The organism is Pseudoalteromonas sp. SWN29, assembly GCF_015864465.1.
Classification (GTDB): Bacteria; Pseudomonadota; Gammaproteobacteria; order Enterobacterales; family Alteromonadaceae; genus Pseudoalteromonas.
Map to the genome: position 1 here is coordinate 1 of NZ_JADYXE010000038.1, position 23,201 is coordinate 23,201.

Below are 23,201 nucleotides of genomic sequence, written 5' to 3' on the forward strand. Positions count from 1 at the left end.
TGCATTACTTTTGATAAGACATTCCATGTCGCGTCTGTTAACATTAATCTTGGCATGAGGGTTCGGTGTAACGTTTTTTAGCGAATTCAATTATACCTTATTCTCATGCTGTTTGTTTTTTATACCGCAAAGATCAACACGCCCTAGAGTTTACATTATGATATGTGCATTTTTACGTATTCAACAGCCTAAATTAAGAGTTATGTTAGTGGCGTTACTGGGTGCTGGTTTTTCAATAAATGCAGTGGCTCAAGAGCAAAGCCAAACTTTAATTTTAGTGGGCTCAGAGCTTGCAACTTGTACTAGCGCAAAGCTTAATAATTGCGAAAAAGAGACTGTTGTTGAAGGTAAATCACATAATCTATATAGGGTTAATAACTCTCAAATAAAAAACATCACGCAGCACTGGCCTAATAATAACATTGAGGCAAAAGCGGCTGTATTAAAAACACTTAAAGCCATACAAAGTAAATCGTCAAATAGCGTATCAAAAACTGATTTACTCTGGCAGTGGCGCGATATAAACAACCAACAACTGCAAAGCCTTACCCAACAAGAATACAACTTTGTATTTGATATGCTAGAAGTACCGCTACTTAATAAAAATGGTGAGCGCTCTAAAGAGCAAGTAAATACCGATTTTAATAACGAGAGCGCGACTAACAATATTTTGCAATTTGTATCGGGCAGTTTAAAAGTTAATAACGCAAATCCCACCATGCTTGATATTACAGCATCAAGCCGAGACCCTTATGAATCGGCAGATTTAGCGCAGAGCCTTTTAGCACAATCAAATATAAGCACTCAATGGTTAGCACTAACCCCAGCGCTTGCTAAAGCGATTACGAGTAACTCGTGCGATGAATTACCCGCTCTCAGAAATACATTAATGAATGTGTATAACCGTGAAGCAATTTACCCCGATCGCACAAAAGCCGAATATGCTTTATGCAAAAGTGGCACTGACGCACTTGTATCACTTATTAAAAATAGTACCGGTGTGATGTTTAATAGCGGTAATGCAGCATTAATGCATAAGGTATTGTTTGATCAAAACAACAATCCATATCCGTGGACGCAAGCATTGCAAACCCGCCCAGTTATAGTAGGTGAAGGAGCGGGCGCTGCAATCCAAAGCAAAATAGCGGGCATGTTTACGAATACAACAAGCCTTGAGGCTCTTCGTAAAAGTGAAACTAACGCTAATACAGGTGGACTTGGTAGCTTTAACTTTGGTGTTATAGATACTCAATTTAGCGAACAAAACCGCACGTTTAGACTCGCAGCTGCGCTAAATAATAGCGAAGCGAGTAATACTAAAACACAAATGCAGCATGGCTTTGGTATTGATGAAAATACAGCTTTGGTTGTTATTAAATCGCCAGAAGTTAGTTTAATGACCGTAATAGGTAAAAGCGGTGTAGTGCACTTAACTGAGCAAGGTAAGCCTCAAAAAGAGGGTAATAACTATCGTTATTCGTACTGGCCTGCTAGTAGCGTAATTGATATTACCAACAATACGTTTACTCTGAGTGAGCGCACTATAAGCCAAACGTTACCCGAGATAAAAATACCGCCATTACCAGTACAGCGTTTTGGCTCAATTTTAACAAATTCAAAACTGCGCTCACTTACTCAAGCTATGTGCTTAAGCCAAGAGCAAAGTACGGTAGCCCAACAAGACGAGTTTATAATTAGCCTTACAGCAACCAGTGACACGCAGTATCATCGCGTAAATGCAAAAGAGTTTGGTTGTGCGCTAAGCAATTTAGAGTTAGCTATAAAGTCGATTTAGTTACCAACCTAAACCAAGGGTTTAAGTTTTAAGCTGTACTCTATAAAATAGCGTTCATAACGATTTAAAAGCTTTGCCAAGTGTAACGCGCGACTAAAAAGAGTTTTAAAATGAATAATGAAAATGACGTAATTGATACTTTAGCTGAGCTAGAAAGCTTTTTAATAGATGTTGAAAGCGGGGGCTTTGGTTTAAAAGGTGTTGCCGGTGTTGGTATGGCCACTAATAACAAAGATGGCAGCCGTTTTGTTGCTGTGTTTGGCGATAACCAACAGCTACTTTTAGCGCGCATGATTACAGAAAATGTATTTCAAACAGGCCAAGACATGGTGCGTAATGGTGTAGGGCGCAAGCACTAATACATTAGAAAAGAAAAGGGCTTAGTGCGCTTTTTTAATTTCATTAAATTGAAATTAAATGGTTTCATGTAAATTCCACTAAAGTTGTTCTAAAATTAATAATGATTAAATACAATCCACTCAAAAACCTATAAAGCTTATTAGGTAAGCTCTGCTTTTTAAGTGTGCTTCGATAAATAAGATAGTGCTACAGATATAAACTGTAGAGTTAATACAGATGAATTTTGGCTATATTTTGAAGAGAAGTTTAACTTTTTTGATACAGTGGTAATAAATTGGTCGGTATGGAGAGATTCGAACTCTCGACCCCTGCCACCCCATGACAGTTTTTAGTTCTTTGTTTTTAATGATTTATATTTAATTACAATGAGTTATATTTATTTGTTATTTCATAAAGCACCTGTTTATTTCTCAAAATATCACTATAATGGCTAGTTATTGGCTAGTTTTTTAAAAGTGGTTATCTATATGAAAGCGAGTAAAAACAACGCATCCAGCATAACAGTGGCAAAATTAAACTCTTTTTTAAAGGAGTCTGAGCTTAATAGTCAGTTAGGTTGTGACAATATACAAGGTTTTCACTTCATTAAATTAAAAGCTGGTGGAGCTTGGCGCTTACGTTATACAGACTTGTTAGGTAAAAGAAGAACAGCAGTAATAGCCGATGCCTCTATTAAACCAGCAATTGCAGCAGAGATGGCTTTAGATTGGCGTACAAAGTTAAAAAATGGAGTTGATCCATTAGGGTATAAGAAAAAATTAAAAAAAGAACATACCGATGCTGAGCAACTAAAAGCAGCCAATGCTTACTTAAATACAGGTAGGTTTTACGAGTCTATATATACCCCTTATAAACTAGATAACTTCAAAGATGGCAAATCAACGTTACAAAATATTAGCCGCAACTTTTCACACCTATTTGATCGCGATATGGGAAAGGTGACTAGCACTGATATTTTAAGTTGGTACAACAAACGAAGAAAAAACGGTGTGATGCGTAGCTCACTTGTAAGAGATTATGGCGCATTTAAAGCTATGCTTAATTTTGCTGCTAAATCACAAGACGGGCACAGCCCCGCAATACTAAAAGATAACCCTATCAAAAACTATTCGTTACCCGCGCTTACTCTAGCTGAACGAGAAAAGTTAGAAATACATAATACAAAGCTAGAATCAAAGCGCGTTATTATGAGCGATACACTAAAGCAACAGATTCAGAACGGGCTAAATTTATACGCTGAACAACTAAAAGAAAAGCGCAGTGCAAGTAGGGCGCATGGGAAAGGGCATTTAGCAGATTTACAGGAACGTATTTACCCGCATTGGTTTATACCTTTTTGTCATATTGCACGATTAACAGGAATGCGCCCAGCCGATATATACGCTTTAAAATGGGAGAACTTAGCTTTTAATCAGTTCAACAACTCGACTACTTTAATATTTACCCCATCTAAAACAAAAAAAGTAAATTACAGCCAAAAAATCACCTTTCCCGTTGGTGATGAATTAAAAGCGGTGTTTGATATATGGAAGAGTGAACAGGGCAATGCTACAGGCTTTATATTCCAATCAGATCGCACAGGGCGAGCATTAGAGCGTAAAGCCCACCTAACACACTGGCGACAAGTTAAAGCCCTTGGCGGTATTACTACAGAGCTAGATTTATATTCATTTAGGCATAATTTTATATCAGAGTTATGCGCCCGTGGTGTTCCCGTGTTAACTATCGCCAAGCTGGTAGGGCATAAAGACGGTTCAATGATAGCCGCTAACTATTTAAGGCATGATGAAACAAACACATTAGCCATGCTGCAAGGTGTGGGTGGTATTAATTCAGCAAGCAATAATCAAATAAAAGGAGTTATATAGATGGATATTGAAAAACAGCTTGAGAGTTGGGTGAATTTATATTTTCCTATGGAAGGAATTGAAAAAAATACTAAAGCATTCACCACACACAATAAAAAACGCACTAAAGAAGGGTTGTTTAGTTATCCAAACCATATCTTAACATTAGAAGAAGAAGCAAAATATTCAGAGCAGATTTTTCAAGATTTAATCAACCTTGGTCATGAAGTTGATATTGATTTTGGTGATGATTTAGGGAGTCAGCAAGATTCAATTAAAAATGGTATTAAAGGAATTGTTCACTGGTACGTTTGTAATTGGTTTAAAACTGAAACACTTAAAGCTATGAACAAAGATGACTCGAACGCTATACCTTATTTAAGTTTAATGGCTGTATATCACGTTAACGGTGAAAAATTATTTTTAGGTAGTTTATTCAGGTTGTTGACTCGTCAGACTGGATATCCTCATTACTCGGTAGTTGGTCAGGTTATATGTACTTATATCGAGTGGTGTAAGGCTAAACGTGATTTGGACTTTAGCAAGCTAGACAGGTGCGCTCATGCTTTATTTGCTCATGGTATGAATATGGCTAAAGCTGAATACGAGTATCAAATTATTGCTGGAAAATCCCGCACGAGTGAAGCAACTAGTAAAAGGGTCAAAACGAAAGAAGAAAAAAAACAATTAGCAATAATGCTACTTCCAAAAGTAATAAAAGAAATGAAACAGAACAACGCTAACTTAAATATAACTTGGGCTAGAGTTAGCGAGAGAGTAGCAAGTAAAATGGATGAAATTCTAAAACCTAATAAGCCTACCCCGCGAACTACGGTTGAAAAAAACTATTTAAAAGGCATTAATTTAAAATCATATAAATAAAAGTGGAGCAAACCGTTCTATTACTCCATTTTATATAGCTTATTGTTTCATGGTGTTTAACTAAAGAGGATAAAACACCATGTTAAATCAGTTCAATTCAGACAATATGCGCTTGAAAGAAAGCGCCAACTACTTAAATATTTCACTAGCTACATTGTGGCGTCTTGGTGAAAGTGACCCTACATTTCCACCCAAAATACGCTTATCTAGCCGCTGCTGTCTCTATAGAAAGTCAGACCTTGATGCTTGGCTAACAAGTAAGGAGTCTTAATTATGGATAACTTACACTTTCCACTAACAGAGATATTAAAAGCCGCGCCATTAGGAGCAATACCAAAACAACACCATGCTGCTTATAAGCTTCTTAAAGCACTAGCGAATGTTTACCCACACAATAGAGATGAATTGGCTATAAACACTGGATTAGGAGAGACCTTGCGTTCAGCCTTACAGCGGCTTCGGGGTGAAAGTGGCGGTTACTGGTTAATTCACTCAAGAAAAATAGAGGGTTCAAATAAAACATTACTGCAATTAGACCCAAGACATTTAACTGGCGATAAAGAGCAAGATAGAGCAGCAAGGCGTGAAAGACGAAAGGAGTTAGGTATCGAGTCTTATAAGCAAGCTGTTCAAGGCCGCAAGCGTGAACCTAAAGCTTTTACCGAAATGACAGTGGCCAATAAAGAGTATTTTAAATCTTTAGGAGGTGCTGCCAATGACTCTATCTTTGAAAAAGAAAAGCCGAATAAGGGTTAACTCAATCGGCTTAAATACATTTTGATATATAACCAAAGGCTGGTGGTTTAGTTTGCAGACGGAACCACCAGCCCAAACAAGAGTATAAATTATTATGAATTTTTTATCAGCTAAAAGTATAAAAGTTACTCAGTGTTTTAACTATATTAACTGGCATGAGTTAACACTTAAAGTCTCATTACCAAGCGATTTAGGCACACTAACGCACACGCAGGCAAAGGCTAAAAGCTCAATCATTGCTGCCAATGACGCGCCCAACAAGCAAAAGGAAACAGTTTTAAAGCACGATAATTTTACACTGTTACGCCTTGACCTAGACGACACCAAGCTGGATATTGATTCCATTGCCGACACGCTTGAGGGGATGGGTATTGAGTCGTATATCATACACTCGACAGCAAGCCACCAGCAGGACGGCAAAGGCAACCGCTACAGGGTTTACATACAAATAGCCGAATCCATCACTTATAAGGTTTGGGCGCTGGTGGAGAGCTATTTAAGCTATATATTTATGGCGGACGACTGTGCTACACGACCTCAGCAAATAATGTATTTACCTGTGCGCTTTGCTGGTGATTGCTACGAGTATAAAATAGGGAAAGGCGAACCGCTGAACGTGGCAGACTCGCAAATTCTAGTAAATGCGGAGAGGTACGCACAAGAGCAAACCAAGCAACAAGAACAGGCTATTAAATCCGTACCTATTAAGCCAGCGTTTAAGCAAAACCTAGTCGGGAAACAAATATCTATTATTAACTTGGTTAATAGTGGCTATACGTGGGAAAGCTTGCTTAGTCATTATGGGTATAAACAACAAGGTAAAGCGTATTTACCACCCGAAGCAACCAGCAAAACCGCAGGCGCTTATATCTTAACAAGTCATACCGATGGCAAAGAGCGTTATTATTCACACCATGAAAGCGACCCATGCGCCACAGGGCAATGCCTAGATATGTTCGACTTTATTGTTATTCGTGAATATGGCGGAAACTATAAACGCGCATTACATGACATTGCGAAAACTCAGTTTAAGCAAATACATAAACATAACCAGCAAGAATATTTTACTCACTTGCACAATGAGAGCGTAAACGCATTTTTTGCAGGGGGTGAAGTATGAGCTTGCCAGCAGTTAATAACATACCTGTAGAGGTTGAAAAGACAGCCGAAAAAACGCCTATGTTAAGCCCTAAATTCCCAGATATAAAAGTAACTGAGGACGGCAAAGGGCGCACATTAAACACAGCCGACAACCTAAAAGAGCTGGGCAAGTTTTACGGGATAGAGTTTGGCTTTAATAAGATGACGTTTGAACCTGAGTTATTAAAAGGAACTAAATCATTAAATAACAGCTTTGAAGAAGTTAGAAGCCATTTAATAAGCGCAGCAAGTCGGCACAGTTTGCCAAAGTCGGCAATTGATGATCACTTAATCGCAATCAGTCACGGCAACAAATTTCACCCTGTTAAGTTTTACTTAGATAAGGGCGAGTGGGACGGCATAGAGCGCGTTAACAAGGTTGTCGCGTGTTTAAATGCTAAAGATGAACAACTAGCCGATTCTATAATTAAGCACTGGCTGGTGGCATGTATTGCCTGTATTTATGAGGACACATTCAAAAGTAAACTAGTGCCTGTTTTACAAGGAGGTCAATCATTCAGAAAAACCGCCTTTGTTGAACGCTTTGCTAGTGTAATGCCACATTCTTTTTTAGAGGGCGCAGAGCTAAACCCTGATAATAAAGATAGTATTTTATCTAACATACGCTCGTGGATTGTTGAGCTTGGCGAACTTGAACGCACAAGTAAAAATTCACAGGGCAGCTTAAAGGCATTTATTACAAAGTCTATTGATACAGTACGCCCACCATACGCCAGAAGCGATATAAAGAAACCGCGCCAAACGTGTTTTATTGCAACAGTAAACGACCGCGACTTTTTAAAAGATGATACTGGCTCAACTCGCTTTGCAGTGCTTGAACTGAAAAAGGCGATTGATATGGACACCTTAAACAGTTTACTAGGTTGGACGTTTGACGGTACAGGTGCGATAAAACAAACCGACCCCGAACAATTACACCAGTTTTGGCTTGAGGTAAAAAAGCTGTACTTAGACGGTTACGGGTGGGCGCTTAGTGATGAAACACAAGAAAAGGCACTATCTGTTAATGATAACTTTCAAGATAAGGGTTTTGCTTATAATCACATAGTTGATAATTATATCGCGCCAGAAAGTAAAATTGATTTACCCCAGCAAATAGAGCACCCAACGTGTATAGATGGCTGGTTTACCGCTGGCGAGTTAATAGCAGAAGATAGAAAGTTACAATCGAACCATAGCGGTATGGTCGGCAAAGCCTTAAACCGTTTAGCTAAAGAGGGATTGATTACTGCTAAAAAAGGCAGGGCAAACAGGAGAGTGTATAAAATAGCTTTTAACGTGACACCTGCCGCAAACGATGACGGTTTAGAAGATTATTTTTAGCCGCTTCTTTTGTTTAAATGGTTATGGTTAAGTAATGGTTAGGTAGATTTTATTTTACCTAACCACCCCGAAGCCCTTTATAAATAAGGGTTTCACGCGTTTTTGGTTAGGTGGTTAAGTAAAAACACTAACTTTAAATTTTTATAGGATAAATATTCATAGGGTTATAGCTATCACAACAGCAGCGGCTAAATCCCTAAAGGTGGGCGAAGTCACTTAACCACCTAACCATTTTTAGCTAAAAGCCACGCCAGTAAGGCCCTGTAGGCTGGTTAAGTAGATTTTAACTTACTTAACCATACCTAACCACTTAACTATAATAAAGAACAGGCTATTTTGAATTAGCCATAAAGTAATCAAAATAGCTAAAAAATGGTATAATTTAACAATATTGTTTACACAAGCAGTGGCTAGGCTATGACGGCAAATACCAACGAATTAACACTTAAACAAAGTGCTTTTATAAAAGCGTATCTTTTGAACGGTGGTAACGCTACACAGGCAGCCATTACAGCTGGTTATAGTGCAAAGACGGCATATTCTATCGGTCAAGAAAACCTGAGCAAACCTGTAATTCAAAAGCATATAAAAGCCCACCAGCAGCAAGCGCATAATGATTTTATATGGTCTAAAACTAAAAAGCTTGAAGCCTTACAGTCCATCATAGATGCGGCTATGACTGAGCATCAAGATAAAGGTATCTTAAACGCTCAAGCAGCTATTGCAGCTATTAAAGTCCACAATGAGATGCAAGGTGATAACGCACCGATTGAGACTAACAACACATTAAAAGTGTCTAGCTCACTGGCTGAACGCTTAACGGGCGGGTCAAAGCGTTAAACATTGTCAAAACTTGATATATGAAATCCTAAATAATCCTAGTAGAACTTAGCAAAACCCAACACACCAAAAAATAACCGAGGTGAAAACATGGCAACAGGTAAAAAGACAGGTGGGCGTAAAGCTGGCACACCCAATAAGCTAACGTTTGAGACTCGACAGTTATTAGTTAATGCCTTGGCTGATGAGTTTGAACAATTGCCCAAACTACTCAAAGAATTAAACCCAGCGGAGCGTATAGACGCAATTTGTAAGCTGTCTAAGTTTGCACTGCCAGCAGTCGCGCCAGTATCAATAGTTAAAGTTGAGCGAACAGAAAGCCCCACCAGCAATGATATGTTTGCCGTTGATCTAAACTAGACAAAACTAGATAGGGTTTTCTGACTCTTAAAAAAGAAGTTGTAAAGCTGTTATCTACTGCTTTATTGATAATTTATCGCAGCCATTCTAAATTATTATCATCTTGTACTGTAAATGTGATTTCAGAGTTTGTTGCTTCCAAAATACTAATATTTAAGCTTTTAAAGCTAATTTCTTTAGATTCATTTAAGTTGTACGTCAAACTCTGTCTAAAAGAATCTCTAGACATATCGTTTATATATTCTCTATAGAGCAAATTAATAGTTTGCCCTGATTTGCCCGTGTAAATGAGTTCAAACATAAACTGATCAGATTTATCTCCCTCTAGGAAAAAATGTTTTTCAAAGATTTTTTTATCATTGCTTTTAGGTGTTATTGGATAGCGTTTCATTGAGCCTTTCCGGTCAATTCTCATTACAGGGTTCTCAGGCACTGTTCCATCATCAAATGCAATTATACCGATTGCTCTGTGATAAAAGTTTTTGGCGGTTAAAATATAATCCCCGTTTTTCCCATCAAGTTTATAAGTCGGTGTAAATATATATTCTGCTCCTTGCTGGTCATTAGCTAATGTTTGACCGTTCCAAATTTCAGTTTTTAATGAAACAGGTTTAAACCAAACATATTCCTTGTAAGTCCTAGCTAAAACCATTGGGCTACCTGTAGTGACTGTGTACTTAGTATCGAGGTTATATGACTTATAGATTTGTAAATCTGTTTTCATTTCCCGCGCAGATTCCCATGGAGGTTGAAAAGAGCTACAGCCAGCAATGAACAAAATAAGCATTAGAGGTATTAGTTTCATATTAAATTCCTTTTAAAATAAATTTTGGATCATACTAGCAGGTTTTAGGTTTGTTAAAAAAGCTTAGGCTATTAAGTTAGTAAGAAAAAGTATAAACATGAGAATTATATATATGTGGGTATTAAGGAGATAAAGAAGCTTTTAATGAGAAATAAGTAATACAATAATTAATCATACTGGCTAGTTATTGGCTAGTTTTAAAAAAAGATAAAGTTGAATCGAATGTTGAGTTATTGTTTTTGGTGTTAACTTGTTGATTTTAAATAATTAATTGGTCGGTATGGAGAGATTCGAACTCTCGACCCCTGCCACCCCATGACAGTGCGCTACCAAGCTGCGCCACATACCGACGTTGTATGCAATAGTACGTGTATTTTTTTAAAAATCAATAAGCGATTGTTTGTTTGGATGTTTATTACGCAAGAGGCATAAAATAGCACTCTTGCGCTGTATTAATTGGCTAGTCTTTATTTAACCACTTTTTGATCGAGTCATACATCTCATCTCGTATTAATGGCTGGGCTTTTTTGTTAGGGTGTAAACTATCGTTTTGCATTAGATCAGATTGGCTGGCAATATCTAGCATAAAAAAGTTCATTAAATGCGCATTTGTTTCTTCGCTAACGTCTGTAAAAGTGTCTGTAAACATTTTGCTATAACGCGGACCGTAATTAGGGGGAATGTAAATCTCCATTAAGGCGGTCATTGCATTAGCTGCTTGGCTTTTTTGAATAAGAGACGTTAAGTTAGCTTGCATTTTTTTAACTGGGAAACCACGTAAACCGTCATTAGCACCTAGCTCAATAAGTACATGAGTGGGTTCATATTGCTCAAGCAATGCATCTAAACGACGTAGGGCGCCTCCAGATGTTTCGCCACTAATACTGGCGTTGATAAGTTCTATGTCGGTTTGTTCGTCATCGTATTTATCTTGTAACAATTTTACCCAGCCTTCTTCTTGTTGAAGTCCGTAGGCTGCACTTAAACTGTCACCGAGTATTAAAATCGTGTTGTCGGCTGCTGCGCTCAGCGGTTTGGTAACTAAAAATAAAATGAATACTAAACGTAGGATTGAATGAGTCATATGTCAGCGCTTTCTCAATTAAATATAATTCAGGTTAATGGTTTGTCTAAAGTAGTCTCTACCTTTGAAGGTGAGCTGCCCATCCTCAGCGACATCAGCTTTAATGTCAAGCATGGCGAGTCTGTTGCTATTGTTGGCACGTCGGGCTCTGGTAAATCAACGTTACTCAGTTTATTAGCAGGGCTGGATACAGCAAGCAGCGGCGAAATATTTTTAGATGGCGAGCCATTACACAATTTAGATGAAGAAGAACGTGCTGCACTACGCGCTGCTAAAATTGGATTTGTGTTTCAGTCATTTATGTTAGTACAAAGCTTAACGGCACTTGAAAACGTTATGTTACCTGCAGAGCTTGCTGGCGAAAGTGATGCGAAAGAGCAAGCAATTGCTTTGCTTGAAAAAGTAGGTTTGAGCCATCGAATTGATCATTACCCGTCGCAACTCTCTGGCGGTGAGCAACAACGTGTTGCTATAGCGCGTGCTTTTATTGGTACACCTAAAATACTGTTTGCTGATGAGCCTTCGGCTAATTTAGACAGCAAAAACGGTAAAATGATTGAGTCGTTATTATTTGATTTAAACACGCAACACGGCACTACGCTTATTTTGGTTACTCACGATGAAGGGCTTGCACAAAAATGTGAGCACATTATTCAAATAGAAGCGGGTTTACTGGTAAAAAGCCAAGTAGAGGACGTTGCTAATGTGGGTTAAGTTAGCGCTTAAGTTATTTTCGCGAGAATTTCGCCGTGGTGAGCTAACAGTTATAAGCGCAGCTATCGCCCTTGCTGTTTTAACCGTGCTTACACTGTCTATGGTTACTGAGCGAATAGGGCAAAGTATTGCGCAAAAAAGCAGTGCTTTTATTGCAGCAGACCGTGTACTTGCAAGCGATCATGTTCTCGACACTGCTTTTATTACTCAAGCACAGAGCCAAAATTTAAAAACGGCGCAAATGGTGTACTTCGACACTATGTTGTTTGCCGATGATGAAATGCAGTTTAGTTCAGTAAAAGCGGCATCTAATGCGTATCCGCTAAAAGGGCAGTTAAAAGTTAAAGACACCCTTACAGGTGAAACTAAAGTTGCTAATAGCGGACCAACGCCTGGTAATGTGTGGCTAAGTGAATCGGTATTTTACAGTTTAAATATTGATATAGGCGCGCAAGTAGAGCTTGGCGCTGCATTATTTAATGTTTCAAAAGTTATTGTAGAAGAGCCCGATGCGCCATTTAATGTATTTTCGAGCAGTCGTCGTGTGCTTATTAATATTGACGATGTGGCAAAAACCGAAGTTGTGCAGCCGGGTAGCCGTGTTTATTACCGCCAACTTTATGCGGGTAATGAGGCTGACATAAATAGCTTTTATGAGTGGCTTAAACCACAAATGAAAGAAAACCAACAATGGTACGGGGTTAAAGACCGCCAATCACCTATTTCAAACAGTTTAAACCGCGCAGAGAGCTTTTTATTACTTGCCGGCCTATTGGGTATTATTTTAGCAGCAGTGGCTATAGCTGTTTCAGCAAAACGTTATTGTGAACGCCAATACGACCCAGTAGCAATGATGAAAACGCTAGGTGGTAGCCGCTCAATGATCCGCAAAATATACATGCTTCATTTATTGCTTGTGTGTGCAATGGCGGTAAGTATTGGGCTATTAATTGGTTATGGCTTGCAAGAAATAGCAACAAGTTACTTATCAAAAAGTATGGGCACAGAGCTACCTTTAGGTGGTTTTAAGCCGTGGCTGGTGGCTATTAGTACTGGCGTAATTTGTGCTGTTATGTTTTCTATTAAACCGTTATTTGATTTATTTGATATTCCACCGCTTAGAGTGCTGCGTCGTAACTTAGGCGACAAGTTAGCAGTAAGTCGTGTGCATTTAGGCATGAGTGCGCTAACTGTGTTTTTATTAATGTGGTTATTTAGTAACAACATAAAAATAACGCTTATTTTGTTTGCCTCAACACTTGCGCTAATTGGTGTGTTGTTTTTAGTATCTAAATTAATATTTGGTGGCGGCCGAAAGCTTGGCTTAAAACCGGGTAATAGTTGGTCGCTTGCAATTGCGTCTATTCAAAAACGTGCAAATGTGAACGCGGTACAGTTAATTAGTTTTTCGTTAGCGATTAAATTACTGCTGTTTTTAGTGGTACTTAAAAACGATATGATATCTGATTGGCAATCGCAACTACCAAACGATGCGCCTAATGCATTTTTAGTTAATATAACGCAAAATGAGCTTGGGCCAATTAATGAATATTTGGCACAAAAAGATATTCAGGTATCGGAGTTTTATCCAACTATTCGTGGGCGCGTAAATGCGGTAAACGGCGAGTTGGTTGCGCGTTCTGTATCGCTGCAAGACAACGAGAAAAAAGACGAAGAAGCACGTGCAGGTATTGGCCGTGAGCTAAACCTTACATGGCTTAAAGATGTGCCTGACCAAAATGAAGTAACACAAGGCGCGTGGTTTGGTGAAAATGCAACAGCCGAAGCCTCAGTAGAGGAGTCGATGCTCGAGCGTTTAGATGTTGAAATAGGCGATACGCTTACATTTTTAATTGGTTCGCAGTCGTTCGACGCTAAAATTACCAGTGTTCGTAAAGTTAATTGGGCCACGCTTAAACCTAACTTTTTTATTATTTTAAGCCCCGATGTACTTGCAGATTTTCCTGCAACGTATATTTCGTCGGTACGCATAAACCCAGAGCAAAAGCGTGACTTTAGCCAGTTATTGCGCACTTACCCAACTATTACAGCCATTGACATTGACAACTTTGTTAAGCAAATACAAACAACTATTTCGCAAGTATCACTCGCTATTGGGTTTGTACTGGCTATTGTTGTGCTGTGTGGGGCGCTTGTACTTATATCGCAAGTGCAAGCTAGCTTGGGTGAACGTATGCAAGAAATTGTAATACTTAGAACACTTGGTGCTAAAAGCCGATTAATTAAAAACGCGACCCTGTATGAGTTTTTATTACTCGGTGGTTTAGCCGGTTTAGTTGCCGCATTTTTTAGTGATATAGCGCTTTTAATTGTGCAGCAACAAATGTTTGATTTAGCCGGTAAGCTACACCCGCATATATGGATTATTGGGCCGGTAGCGGGCGGCGTATTTGTAGCCGGTTTAGGCTATTTAATGATTGCCCGAACACTTAAACAAAACACTCAAGGATTAGTGCGTGCCCTAGGGTAAGCTTAAACTAACATGCTCCTTTAAATGCCCACCTAACATGTGGGCATTTTTGTTTTCTTTGTACTGGTAATTTATACAGTGCTCTGGCATTATTAGCGTAATTTAAAAATAACAATAATGAGAATGCAAGTTTGGCCATTATTTTAGGGATCGATCCTGGTTCACGTTTGACCGGATATGGCGTTGTTGCCCACCAAGGTTCTAAATTTACATACTTAGGCAGTGGCTGTATTAAGTTAGCCGATCATCCTTTTCCGGTTAGGCTTAAAATGATTTACCAAGGCATTACACAGCTTATTGAGCAGTTTTCGCCAGAAACCTTTGCCATTGAAAAAGTATTTATGGCGCATAACCCCGATTCTGCTTTAAAACTAGGCCAAGCTAGAGGCGCAGCTATTGTGGGCGCTGCAATGGCCGACTTACCCGTATTTGAGTATTCAGCAAGGCAAATTAAGCAAGCGGTAGTAGGAAACGGTGGCGCAGATAAAACACAAGTGCAACACATGGTAAAAAATATTTTAAAACTACCCGGTACACCACAAGCCGATGCAGCTGATGCACTGGCTATTGCTATTTGCCATGCCCATTCAGAACAAAATTTAATTAAACTAGCGGGTAGCGCAAGCAAAACCGTTAGAGGACGTTTAAGGAAATAACTATGATAGGCCGCTTAAATGGTATTTTAGTCGAAAAACAGCCACCAGAAATCTTACTCGAAGTAAGTGGTGTAGGTTACGAAGTACAAATGCCAATGACCTGTTTTTACGATTTACCAAAAATTGGTGAAAACGCGATTGTTTACACTCACTTTGTAGTGCGCGAAGATGCTCAGTTATTATTTGGTTTTAATAATAAAGTTGAGCGTGCCTTATTTAGAGAGCTATTAAAAGCAAATGGCGTAGGACCAAAACTTGGTTTAGCTATTTTGTCGGGTATGTCGGCTAAGCAATTTGTGAGTTGTGTGAATAACGAAGACTCAACATCGCTTGTTAAATTACCGGGTGTAGGTAAAAAAACAGCCGAGCGTTTAGTACTCGAAATGAAAGACAGATTAAAAGATTGGGGCAATGATTTATTTACGCCATTTAGCGACAGCGCAGTAATAGAGCCAATGAGCGATGCGACAATAGCTAATAACGCAGCCGATGATGCCGTATCGGCACTGCTTGCATTAGGTTATAAATTGCCACAAGCTCAAAAAGCAGTAAAATCGATAAGCAAACCCGATATGTCTACTGAGGTTCTTATTAGAGAATCTTTAAAATCAATGTTGTGAGTAACCCATGATTGAAGCGGATCGCTTAATTGATGCGACTGAAAAAACAAATGAAGACTCTATAGATCGTGCAATAAGGCCTAAACTTTTAGCCGATTACAGAGGCCAGCCTCATGTTAAGCAGCAAATGGAAATTTTTATTGAAGCTGCTCGAACCCGTGGTGAAGCGCTCGATCATTTATTAATATTTGGCCCTCCAGGGCTTGGTAAAACCACGCTTGCAAACATTGTGGCCAACGAATTACACGTAAGCATTAAAACAACATCAGGCCCAGTACTTGAAAAAGCGGGCGATTTAGCCGCACTACTTACTAATTTAGAAGAAGGCGACGTACTGTTTATTGATGAAATACACAGACTAAGCCCGCAAGTTGAAGAAATACTCTACCCAGCGATGGAAGACTACCAGCTTGATATAATGATTGGTGAAGGCCCAGCTGCGCGTTCTATTAAATTAGATTTACCAGCATTTACACTCATAGGTGCAACCACGCGAGCAGGCTCACTTACATCGCCACTACGTGACCGTTTTGGTATTGTGCAGCGATTAGAGTTTTATTCAGTAGAGGATTTATCACATATAGTAGGGCGCTCTGCACATTATCTTGGTTTAGAAATGTGCGACGACGGCGCAACCGAAATTGCACAACGCTCGCGCGGCACACCGCGTATAGCTAACCGCTTATTGCGCCGCGTACGTGATTACACACAAGTAAAGTCTGACGGCACAGTAAACGCCGAGGTAGCTAAGCAAGCCCTTGATATGATTGACGTAGATAAAAGCGGTTTTGATTATATGGACCGAAAATATTTACTCGCCATAATTGAAAAATTTATGGGCGGCCCCGTAGGGCTCGACAATGTAGCGGCTGCTATTGGCGAAGAGCGTGAAACAATAGAAGACGTAATAGAGCCATTTTTAATTCAGCAAGGGTTTATTCAGCGCACACCCCGTGGGCGAATAGTGTCAGACAGCGCATACCATCACTTTGGTTTACTTCCTAAAAAAGACTAGCCTCATCATATACATTACTTGCTGTGGTTTATTGCGCAGCAGGTAATTGACTTAGTATCCCTTTCTTTCAAATATTTATACGGCTGGTATTTTACCCAAAACCTCAGCACACTGTTGCAAATGTTATTTCAAAATACTTATACGCTTTATAGTTAACTGTTAATTCACAGGGCGTTAAGACTCGCGAAGCTATCCTGCGTACCATTCAAACTAGTAACCGAATTACTTATTGTAAAATAGGTAGGGCAATTATTAGTTTATAAATACAGTGTGTAGCGTAGTAAATTGCAGGCAAAAAAAAGCCCGCAAAAAATGCGGGCAAACAACAAGTTGAAGGAAGTAATCTAGGGAACTATGTTTTACTTAATTTGGTTTATCCACAAAGAGTAAAACAATGTAATACGATAAAATATCCTATTACTAAGAACTTGGCTTAATGAAACTATCTCATTCAGTGCGCTAGCTCGGTATGGGGTAATAATACGTAAGAACCTTTATTTGTTCAAACTAGAAAATTTGTATTTTCGGATTAGAAAAACTAATTCGTCGAATTTTATTGTTGTTTATATCTTGAGCGTTAATTAATCGTTAAATTTATAAGTTAATGAAATTTATGGTTTAAGTTATATCTTATGTTGTGGTGCGGTATTAGTTTTACTATTACGTGAAGGTAAAGCTTATAAATTTTAAGTGTTTATGCTCTTATTTTGAATAAACGACGCATTTTATGGCGTTTTGCTTATATATTTACGCATATTTATAATTAGCGAGCCTAGGGTCTGTTGATCTTTGCGGATTAAAATTTGTTCAAACTAGGGACTATTTAATCACGGCGCGAGATTTGTAACCTAGCGGGCTCGATAACTGCTCCTGCGTTATTCTACTGACTTACATCCATGTAAGAATAAGTAAAAATCGAGCAATAAAGAGTAAATAGCCCCTAGGAAGAACCCTTTGGGCAGCGCCTGTTTGGCATTAATGCTACGTTATCGCCTATTTATGGGGAATAACCACACTGCATAGGCTCTGCCTTGCCTAAATACCAAACAGACTGCTGCAAATTTAGCCTTGAAAGGTCAACAGACCCTAGTTAAAAGATTAAATAAAATACTGAGGCAAAGGGAAATGCCAACTAAAGCTGTTTTTTAACGTTTTTTGTTGCCTATTCATAGCAATACCGTTGTCAGCTTGAAATGGACTAGATACACTAGATGCAACTTTTGACCGTGTAAGCGGTCATATTTACACAAATTAATCAATTTGCCGTATTTTGAATTTACTTAGGAGTTTAACGTGGGATCAGGGCTTAATTTTTTAGATCTAATTTTAGAAGCAAGTTTGCTTGTTCAATTAGTAATGTTAGGGCTAGTTGCCATGTCTGTAATGTCGTGGACAATTATATTTCAGCGTAAAAAAGCAATATCGGATGCTCTATCAAATGCTAAGAAGTTTGAGCAAAAATTTTGGTCGGGTATTGATTTAAGCAAATTGTATAACGAAATATCGTCACGCAGCGGTCAGTCTCAAGGTATTGAAGCATTATTTACTTCGGGCTTTAAAGAGTTTGCTCGTCATAAAAAGAATACATTTCAGAGTGCGAGTATTGTTATGGAAGGTACGCACCGCTCTATGCGTGTTGCGCTTTCTCGCGAAATTGAAAAAATTGAATCTAGCTTATCGTTTTTAGCAACAGTAGGTTCTATAAGTCCGTATATCGGTTTGTTTGGTACTGTATGGGGTATCATGAATGCCTTTATTGCACTAGGTGAAGTTAAGCAAGCTACATTACAAATGGTAGCACCAGGTATTGCAGAAGCACTCATTGCGACTGCTATGGGTTTATTCGCGGCAATTCCGGCCGTTATTGCTTATAACCGCTTTTCAAATAGTGTTGAAAAGCTTGAGTCTCACTATATTAACTTTATGGAAGAGTTTGCTAATATTTTACACCGTCAAGCAGCTACACAAATAGAGGCACAAGCGAATGTATCAGCGTAAAAAGCGCCGTCCGGTCGCAGAAATTAATGTAGTACCTTACATTGATGTAATGTTGGTACTACTTATTATATTTATGGCTACAGCACCGCTTATTACACACGGTGTAAAAGTTGATTTACCTAAAATGGAAGAGTCTGATTTAGTTGATACTAAAGATGTTCCACCCATTATTGCTTCAATAGATGCAGAGGGTAAATATTATGTGAGCGTAGGTACCGATCCTGAAGAACCTATGGAAGCACTTGACGTTGCTGCGGTTATAAAATTACAGTTAATGAAAAATCCTGATGTACCAGTTATGATTAAAGGCTCGGGTAAGGTGTCGTATCAAGAAGTATTATTACTAATGGATTTTTTGAAAAATGCAGGCGTACCGTCAGTAGGGTTAATGACTGAATCCTTTGAGGGGAAGTAGCTGTATGAATAGTTCAGTAGTAAAATCGATAGTGCTTCATTTAGGTATTGGTGGTTTTTTGTATGCATCTGCAAACATTCATCCGCCAGCGCCTAAGGTAATGGAAGTAACGCTTAATTCGGCTATACCTACGCCAGATAAAGCAGTATCGGCTGTTACAGTTGATCAAAAACAAGTTGAGCAAAAAATTGCTGAACTTAAAAAGAAAGAAAAAGATAAAAAAAGTGCAGAAGATAAACGTATTCGCGATTTAGAGCGCAGAGCGGCGAATGCGCGTAAACAACGTGAATCAGAAGCACGTAATATTAAAAAATTAGAGCAACAGCGTAAAGCTAAAGAGAAAGAAAAAGCGCAAGCCGAGGCAGAAGCTAAAAAAGCACGCGCAATTGAGAAAAAAGAGCGCGCTAAAGCCAAGCAAGCCGAAAAGCAAAAGCAAGAAGCTGAAACTGCAGCAAAAGCAGCTGCTGATAAACGTAAAACCGAAGAAGACGCACTTAAAAAAGCAGAGGCTGCGCGTAAAAAACGTGAAACCGAGGCAAAAGAGCGTGCAGCAGAGGCAGAGCGTAAGCGCCAACAAGCGATGCAAGAGCAAATGTTACAAGAGCAACTTGCCAAAGAGCAGGCTGCCCGTAGTAAAATACGTCAGCAACAAGTAGTGAGCGAAGTTGATAAGTACCGAGCGTTAATTATGGCGCGTATTCAGCAAAACTTACTGATTGATCAAAAAATGAAAAACCAGCAGTGCCGAGTCAATATTCGCTTAGGCTTTAATGGTTTAGTAACGCAAGTTAAGTCATTAGGTGGCGATAAGTTAGTATGTGAAGCTGCATTAAGAGCAGTACGCATGGCCGACACATTACCGGTATCTAAAGATAGAGACGTATTCGAACAACTTAAGAATATTAACTTAACAATCAAGCCAGAATTTTAAAGGAATGATATGTTCAACAAAATAAAAATAGCCTGTTTAGTTTTACTGTTTGGATTTCAAGGTGTTGCTAATGCTGCGCTTGAAATTGTAATAACAGAGGGCGTAGACGGTGCAAGGCCTATTGCGATAGTCCCTTTTAAATATCAAGGTGTTGGTCTAATACCTGAAAAATTAAGCGGTGTTATTGCTGCTGATTTAATGCGCAGTGGTAAATTTAAACCTGTAGAAGTGGCACAAATGCCGCAACAGCCAAGTAAAGACAGCGAAATTGATTACGCGTCTTGGGTTAATAAAGGGGTTGAAGCTATTCTTGTTGGTGAAGTAGAGCAGCAGACTGATGGCCGTTACTTAGTACGTTATGAGTTAATTGATGTGATCCGTGGCCAAATTACCGGTGGCAACACGCAAATGATGAGTAATGGCAAACTAGTTAAAAGCCAAGCTCATGTTTTAGAAGCACGTGAAAGTGTTATTAGCGAAAGCGGTTTTCGTCGTTACTCGCACCGGATCAGCGATGTTATTTACGAAAAACTAACGGGTGAAAAAGGCGCGTTTTTAACTAAAATTGCTTATGTAATAGTACGAGATAATGACCCTAAACCTTATCAGTTAGTGGTTGCCGATTACGATGGTTTTAACGAGCAAGTATTACTTCGCTCAAAAGAGCCGTTAATGTCGCCGGCATGGTCACCAGATGGTACTAAGCTAGCGTATGTAACGTTTGAAAACCGTCAAAGCCAAATTTACATTCAAGACATATACACAGGTAAACGCGAAATTGTAGCAAGCTACCGTGGTATTAATGGTGCGCCTCAGTTTTCGCCAGATGGTAAAAAATTACTGTTAGTGCTTTCAAAAGATAAAACAGGCGCAACAGAAGTTTACATGCTTGACTTGGCTACCCGTAAAGAAACACGCTTAACAAATCACCGTAGCATAGATACTGAACCATCTTGGTACCCAAATAGCCAAGATATTGTGTTTACATCTGAAAGGGGTGGTAATGCTCAGATTTATAAGTTAAATTTAAAAACAGGTAGGTCACAACGACTTACCTTTGATGGCGATATGAACCTTGCGGGTTCTATCTCACCAGATGGAAAAGAATTAGTGATGGTTAACCGTACCAACGGGCAGTACCATCTTGCTAAGAAAGAGCTGGCTACAGGTGCGTTCCAAGTACTAACGAGAACACGCCTAGATGAATCACCGAGCATAGCGCCAAATGGTTCGATGATTATATATAGCACGCTTCATAATAATAAACAGGTACTTGCGCTAGTATCGATGGACGGCCGCTTTAAAGCACGGTTACCTGTGCTAGACGGACAAGTAAAGGCACCAGCTTGGTCGCCATACTTACAGTAATATTACTGGTTTACTCAAAATAGGAATCTACTCAATGCAACTTAACAAAATACTTAAAGGCCTGCTAATTGCTGTGCCAGTAATGACATTAGCAGCTTGTAGCTCATCTTCAGATATTGACGAAGGTGCTGCAAACCAATCAAACCAAGGTGTTGTTGAGCAATCAATGAATACTGATACGGTTGAAGTAGCTACAATTTCTCCTGAGCAACAAGCTGAAGAGCAACTTCGTCAAAAGTACGAAGCACTTCGTCAAGAGCAAGTAATCTACTTTGATTTTGATACTGCAACAGTTGAAAGCAAGTACGCAGACTTACTTCGTGCACATGCTGAGTTTTTAGTTCAAAACCCATCAGTTAAAGTACTAATTGAAGGCCACGCAGATGAGCGCGGTACGCCAGAGTACAATATTGCACTAGGTGAGCACCGTGGCCAAGCAGTTGAAAAATACTTATTAAGCTTAGGTGTTTCAGCTAGCCAAATGTCAGTGGTAAGCTACGGTGAAGAGAAGCCAATGGTTAAGTCTCGCACTGAATCAGCTTTCGCTAAAAACCGCCGTGCGGTACTAGTTTACTAAGATAAGAGATATTATGAAGCCGAAAATTATTTTGGCAGCCATGATATTGAGCGGGAGCACCCAGTTAATGGCTGCTCCCGCTCCTGTTTCAGAAGCTGCAAGTTCACAATCAAGTATTGAGAAGCGATTAGCGTCGCTTGAGAATATGATGCAACAGCGTAACTTTTTACAAGTAGAGTTACAGCAACAGCTTAATTTGTTACAAGACGAAGTGAGTCAAATTCGCGGTGTAACTGAAGAGCAAAGCTACAAGCTTGAAAAAGTACTGCAGCGCCAGCGTGAGTTGTACCAAGAAATCGAAAACCGCGTTAGCCAAGCTTATACACAGCCAGCAGCTCCGGTAGCCGATCAGGCGCAGCCAAACGATGCACAGACCTATAGCAGTGACTTATCTGAAAACGAAGCGTACGAGCGTGCTGTTGCGTTAATAATGAAAGATAAACGCTATGATCAAGCAATTCCTGAGTTTCAAACGTTTTTAACTACTTATCCAAATTCTGTATATGCGTCTAACGCACATTATTGGTTAGGCCAGTTGCTTACGATTAAAAATGATGGTGTAAAAGCGGTAGAGCACTTTAAAGTGGTTGTTAACGAATTTCCAAATTCTAATAAGCGCCCAGATGCAATGCTAAAGTTGGGCACACTTTTACAAGATCAGGGTTCAGCGGCGCAAGCACAAAAAATATTGAGCGATCTTATCAGTCAATACCCAAGTACAACGGCTGCAAAACTAGCAACTGATCGTTTAGGGAACTAGCGATTAAGTTTTTAGTTAAGACGACCAAACTACATGAAAAGTCTCGATGAATCTTGGATTTGCATGTAGTTTGAGCACAAACGGTTTAATTTTGTGCATCTAGACATAAAAACTTAAAAAAAGAGACAATTTCGGTTGCACTCATTTTATAAATAAGTATTATAAGCGCCCGCAGCAAACGAATGGTTACCCCACTCGAAATGCGACAAAAAGAGCGGGTTATTAGCTCAGTTGGTAGAGCAGTTGACTTTTAATCAATTGGTCGATGGTTCAAATCCATCATAACCCACCATTCTTTGAATGGTCTTTTATCGGCGGATTTACGTAGAATACTAAGTTGTTATAAAACGCAACGTCAGAGCGGGTCATTAGCTCAGTTGGTAGAGCAGTTGACTTTTAATCAATTGGTCGATGGTTCAAATCCATCATGACCCACCATTCTT

23 protein-coding genes and 3 tRNA genes are annotated in these 23,201 nt (G+C 39.2%); 23 read left to right on the forward strand and 3 right to left on the reverse strand.

Annotation, left to right across the window (positions count from 1 at the left end; translation table 11 throughout):
- Positions 1-157 precede the first annotated feature (157 nt).
- From I6F53_RS14400 to I6F53_RS14445, 10 genes are all read left to right on the forward strand, one after another.
- Positions 158-1,795: a cyanophycinase gene (locus I6F53_RS14400; RefSeq protein ID WP_197239999.1), complete on the forward strand. Its 1,638-nt coding sequence runs from the start codon at positions 158-160 to the stop codon at positions 1,793-1,795.
- 110 nt (positions 1,796-1,905) lie between these two features.
- Positions 1,906-2,154, forward strand: coding sequence for a hypothetical protein (locus I6F53_RS14405; protein ID WP_166420811.1), 249 nt, complete (start codon positions 1,906-1,908; stop codon positions 2,152-2,154).
- Between the two features lie 468 nt (positions 2,155-2,622).
- Positions 2,623-4,023, forward strand: a complete 1,401-nt coding sequence (locus tag I6F53_RS14410; protein WP_206012085.1) for a tyrosine-type recombinase/integrase — start codon at positions 2,623-2,625, stop codon at positions 4,021-4,023.
- Positions 4,024-4,884 (forward strand): hypothetical protein, encoded by an 861-nt coding sequence (locus tag I6F53_RS14415; protein ID WP_166420812.1) that lies wholly within the window; start codon positions 4,024-4,026, stop codon positions 4,882-4,884.
- A gap of 106 nt (positions 4,885-4,990) precedes the next feature.
- A complete protein-coding gene (locus I6F53_RS14420) occupies positions 4,991-5,155 on the forward strand; it encodes a helix-turn-helix transcriptional regulator (protein WP_231616603.1) in 165 nt (54 codons plus the stop codon).
- A 2-nt stretch (positions 5,156-5,157) separates the two neighbouring features.
- Positions 5,158-5,640, forward strand: a complete 483-nt coding sequence (locus I6F53_RS14425; protein WP_166420814.1) for a hypothetical protein — start codon at positions 5,158-5,160, stop codon at positions 5,638-5,640.
- Between the two features lie 94 nt (positions 5,641-5,734).
- Complete coding sequence (locus I6F53_RS14430; RefSeq protein ID WP_166420815.1) at positions 5,735-6,760, forward strand: hypothetical protein; 1,026 nt, start codon at positions 5,735-5,737, stop codon at positions 6,758-6,760.
- Positions 6,757-8,124 (forward strand): VapE domain-containing protein, encoded by a 1,368-nt coding sequence (locus I6F53_RS14435; RefSeq protein ID WP_197240000.1) that lies wholly within the window; start codon positions 6,757-6,759, stop codon positions 8,122-8,124. Before I6F53_RS14430 ends, I6F53_RS14435 begins: the two co-directional genes overlap by 4 nt.
- Before the next feature lie 417 nt (positions 8,125-8,541).
- The gene (locus I6F53_RS14440; protein ID WP_024612924.1) at positions 8,542-8,964 is read left to right on the forward strand and encodes a terminase small subunit; all 423 of its coding nucleotides are present in this window, start codon (positions 8,542-8,544) and stop codon (positions 8,962-8,964) included.
- Between the two features lie 90 nt (positions 8,965-9,054).
- Positions 9,055-9,324: a hypothetical protein gene (locus tag I6F53_RS14445; RefSeq protein WP_024612923.1), complete on the forward strand. Its 270-nt coding sequence runs from the start codon at positions 9,055-9,057 to the stop codon at positions 9,322-9,324.
- Positions 9,325-9,397: 73 nt separating this feature from the next.
- Here the strand turns inward: I6F53_RS14445 and I6F53_RS14450 are convergent, their stop codons facing one another.
- The 3 genes from I6F53_RS14450 to I6F53_RS14460 all read right to left on the reverse strand — a co-directional run bounded on the left by I6F53_RS14450 (position 9,398) and on the right by I6F53_RS14460 (position 11,213).
- Entirely contained in the window at positions 9,398-10,129 is a 732-nt protein-coding gene (locus I6F53_RS14450) for a hypothetical protein (RefSeq protein ID WP_024612922.1), read from the reverse strand.
- A gap of 272 nt (positions 10,130-10,401) precedes the next feature.
- A tRNA-Pro gene (locus I6F53_RS14455) sits at positions 10,402-10,478 on the reverse strand.
- 111 nt (positions 10,479-10,589) lie between these two features.
- On the reverse strand, positions 10,590-11,213 hold the full coding sequence (locus I6F53_RS14460; protein WP_166420816.1) for an arylesterase: 624 nt from the start codon (positions 11,211-11,213) through the stop codon (positions 10,590-10,592).
- Between I6F53_RS14460 and I6F53_RS14465 the strand changes: the two genes are divergently transcribed.
- The 13 genes from I6F53_RS14465 (at position 11,214) to I6F53_RS14525 (ending at position 23,196) form a co-directional block, all read left to right on the forward strand.
- A complete protein-coding gene (locus tag I6F53_RS14465; RefSeq protein WP_008137049.1) occupies positions 11,214-11,927 on the forward strand; it encodes an ABC transporter ATP-binding protein in 714 nt (237 codons plus the stop codon).
- On the forward strand, positions 11,917-14,418 hold the full coding sequence (locus I6F53_RS14470; protein ID WP_197240002.1) for an ABC transporter permease: 2,502 nt from the start codon (positions 11,917-11,919) through the stop codon (positions 14,416-14,418). Before I6F53_RS14465 ends, I6F53_RS14470 begins: the two co-directional genes overlap by 11 nt.
- A gap of 131 nt (positions 14,419-14,549) precedes the next feature.
- Positions 14,550-15,074, forward strand: coding sequence for a crossover junction endodeoxyribonuclease RuvC (gene ruvC, locus I6F53_RS14475; protein ID WP_002960649.1), 525 nt, complete (start codon positions 14,550-14,552; stop codon positions 15,072-15,074).
- Between the two features lie 2 nt (positions 15,075-15,076).
- A complete protein-coding gene (gene ruvA / locus I6F53_RS14480; RefSeq protein ID WP_002960647.1) occupies positions 15,077-15,694 on the forward strand; it encodes a Holliday junction branch migration protein RuvA in 618 nt (205 codons plus the stop codon).
- 7 nt (positions 15,695-15,701) lie between these two features.
- On the forward strand, positions 15,702-16,709 hold the full coding sequence (gene ruvB, locus I6F53_RS14485; RefSeq protein ID WP_007580382.1) for a Holliday junction branch migration DNA helicase RuvB: 1,008 nt from the start codon (positions 15,702-15,704) through the stop codon (positions 16,707-16,709).
- 1,293 nt (positions 16,710-18,002) lie between these two features.
- Positions 18,003-18,707 carry a protein TolQ gene (gene tolQ / locus I6F53_RS14490; protein ID WP_007580384.1) on the forward strand — a complete coding sequence of 235 codons (705 nt, stop codon included), beginning with the start codon at positions 18,003-18,005 and terminating at the stop codon, positions 18,705-18,707.
- On the forward strand, positions 18,694-19,122 hold the full coding sequence (gene tolR, locus I6F53_RS14495; RefSeq protein ID WP_149592638.1) for a protein TolR: 429 nt from the start codon (positions 18,694-18,696) through the stop codon (positions 19,120-19,122). Before tolQ ends, tolR begins: the two co-directional genes overlap by 14 nt.
- A gap of 4 nt (positions 19,123-19,126) precedes the next feature.
- Positions 19,127-20,053, forward strand: coding sequence for a cell envelope integrity protein TolA (gene tolA, locus I6F53_RS14500; RefSeq protein ID WP_166420819.1), 927 nt, complete (start codon positions 19,127-19,129; stop codon positions 20,051-20,053).
- A 9-nt stretch (positions 20,054-20,062) separates the two neighbouring features.
- Positions 20,063-21,421 carry a Tol-Pal system beta propeller repeat protein TolB gene (gene tolB / locus I6F53_RS14505; protein ID WP_197181188.1) on the forward strand — a complete coding sequence of 453 codons (1,359 nt, stop codon included), beginning with the start codon at positions 20,063-20,065 and terminating at the stop codon, positions 21,419-21,421.
- Positions 21,422-21,455: 34 nt separating this feature from the next.
- Positions 21,456-21,998: a peptidoglycan-associated lipoprotein Pal gene (gene pal, locus I6F53_RS14510; protein WP_149592635.1), complete on the forward strand. Its 543-nt coding sequence runs from the start codon at positions 21,456-21,458 to the stop codon at positions 21,996-21,998.
- 13 nt (positions 21,999-22,011) lie between these two features.
- A complete protein-coding gene (gene ybgF / locus I6F53_RS14515) occupies positions 22,012-22,758 on the forward strand; it encodes a tol-pal system protein YbgF (protein ID WP_197181187.1) in 747 nt (248 codons plus the stop codon).
- Between the two features lie 216 nt (positions 22,759-22,974).
- Positions 22,975-23,050 (forward strand) — tRNA-Lys (locus I6F53_RS14520).
- A gap of 70 nt (positions 23,051-23,120) precedes the next feature.
- Positions 23,121-23,196: transfer RNA gene (locus I6F53_RS14525), tRNA-Lys, on the forward strand.
- Positions 23,197-23,201: the final 5 nt, after the last annotated feature.

What these genes read in the sequence shown, in the direction of transcription:
- ybgF (WP_197181187.1), top strand. Translation starts at nt 22,012, where the DNA reads ATGAAGCCGAAAATTATTTTGGCAGCCATGATATTGAGCGGGAGCACC.
- I6F53_RS14470 (WP_197240002.1), top strand. Translation starts at nt 11,917, where the DNA reads ATGTGGGTTAAGTTAGCGCTTAAGTTATTTTCGCGAGAATTTCGCCGT.
- tolR (WP_149592638.1), top strand. Translation starts at nt 18,694, where the DNA reads ATGTATCAGCGTAAAAAGCGCCGTCCGGTCGCAGAAATTAATGTAGTA.
- I6F53_RS14465 (WP_008137049.1), top strand. Translation starts at nt 11,214, where the DNA reads ATGTCAGCGCTTTCTCAATTAAATATAATTCAGGTTAATGGTTTGTCT.
- tolB (WP_197181188.1), top strand. Translation starts at nt 20,063, where the DNA reads ATGTTCAACAAAATAAAAATAGCCTGTTTAGTTTTACTGTTTGGATTT.
- I6F53_RS14440 (WP_024612924.1), top strand. Translation starts at nt 8,542, where the DNA reads ATGACGGCAAATACCAACGAATTAACACTTAAACAAAGTGCTTTTATA.
- ruvA (WP_002960647.1), top strand. Translation starts at nt 15,077, where the DNA reads ATGATAGGCCGCTTAAATGGTATTTTAGTCGAAAAACAGCCACCAGAA.
- I6F53_RS14405 (WP_166420811.1), top strand. Translation starts at nt 1,906, where the DNA reads ATGAATAATGAAAATGACGTAATTGATACTTTAGCTGAGCTAGAAAGC.
- I6F53_RS14460 (WP_166420816.1), bottom strand. Translation starts at nt 11,213, where the DNA reads ATGACTCATTCAATCCTACGTTTAGTATTCATTTTATTTTTAGTTACC.
- tolA (WP_166420819.1), top strand. Translation starts at nt 19,127, where the DNA reads ATGAATAGTTCAGTAGTAAAATCGATAGTGCTTCATTTAGGTATTGGT.
- I6F53_RS14445 (WP_024612923.1), top strand. Translation starts at nt 9,055, where the DNA reads ATGGCAACAGGTAAAAAGACAGGTGGGCGTAAAGCTGGCACACCCAAT.
- I6F53_RS14410 (WP_206012085.1), top strand. Translation starts at nt 2,623, where the DNA reads ATGAAAGCGAGTAAAAACAACGCATCCAGCATAACAGTGGCAAAATTA.
- I6F53_RS14400 (WP_197239999.1), top strand. Translation starts at nt 158, where the DNA reads ATGATATGTGCATTTTTACGTATTCAACAGCCTAAATTAAGAGTTATG.
- ruvB (WP_007580382.1), top strand. Translation starts at nt 15,702, where the DNA reads ATGATTGAAGCGGATCGCTTAATTGATGCGACTGAAAAAACAAATGAA.
- I6F53_RS14435 (WP_197240000.1), top strand. Translation starts at nt 6,757, where the DNA reads ATGAGCTTGCCAGCAGTTAATAACATACCTGTAGAGGTTGAAAAGACA.
- pal (WP_149592635.1), top strand. Translation starts at nt 21,456, where the DNA reads ATGCAACTTAACAAAATACTTAAAGGCCTGCTAATTGCTGTGCCAGTA.
- I6F53_RS14415 (WP_166420812.1), top strand. Translation starts at nt 4,024, where the DNA reads ATGGATATTGAAAAACAGCTTGAGAGTTGGGTGAATTTATATTTTCCT.
- I6F53_RS14450 (WP_024612922.1), bottom strand. Translation starts at nt 10,129, where the DNA reads ATGAAACTAATACCTCTAATGCTTATTTTGTTCATTGCTGGCTGTAGC.
- I6F53_RS14425 (WP_166420814.1), top strand. Translation starts at nt 5,158, where the DNA reads ATGGATAACTTACACTTTCCACTAACAGAGATATTAAAAGCCGCGCCA.
- I6F53_RS14430 (WP_166420815.1), top strand. Translation starts at nt 5,735, where the DNA reads ATGAATTTTTTATCAGCTAAAAGTATAAAAGTTACTCAGTGTTTTAAC.
- I6F53_RS14420 (WP_231616603.1), top strand. Translation starts at nt 4,991, where the DNA reads ATGCGCTTGAAAGAAAGCGCCAACTACTTAAATATTTCACTAGCTACA.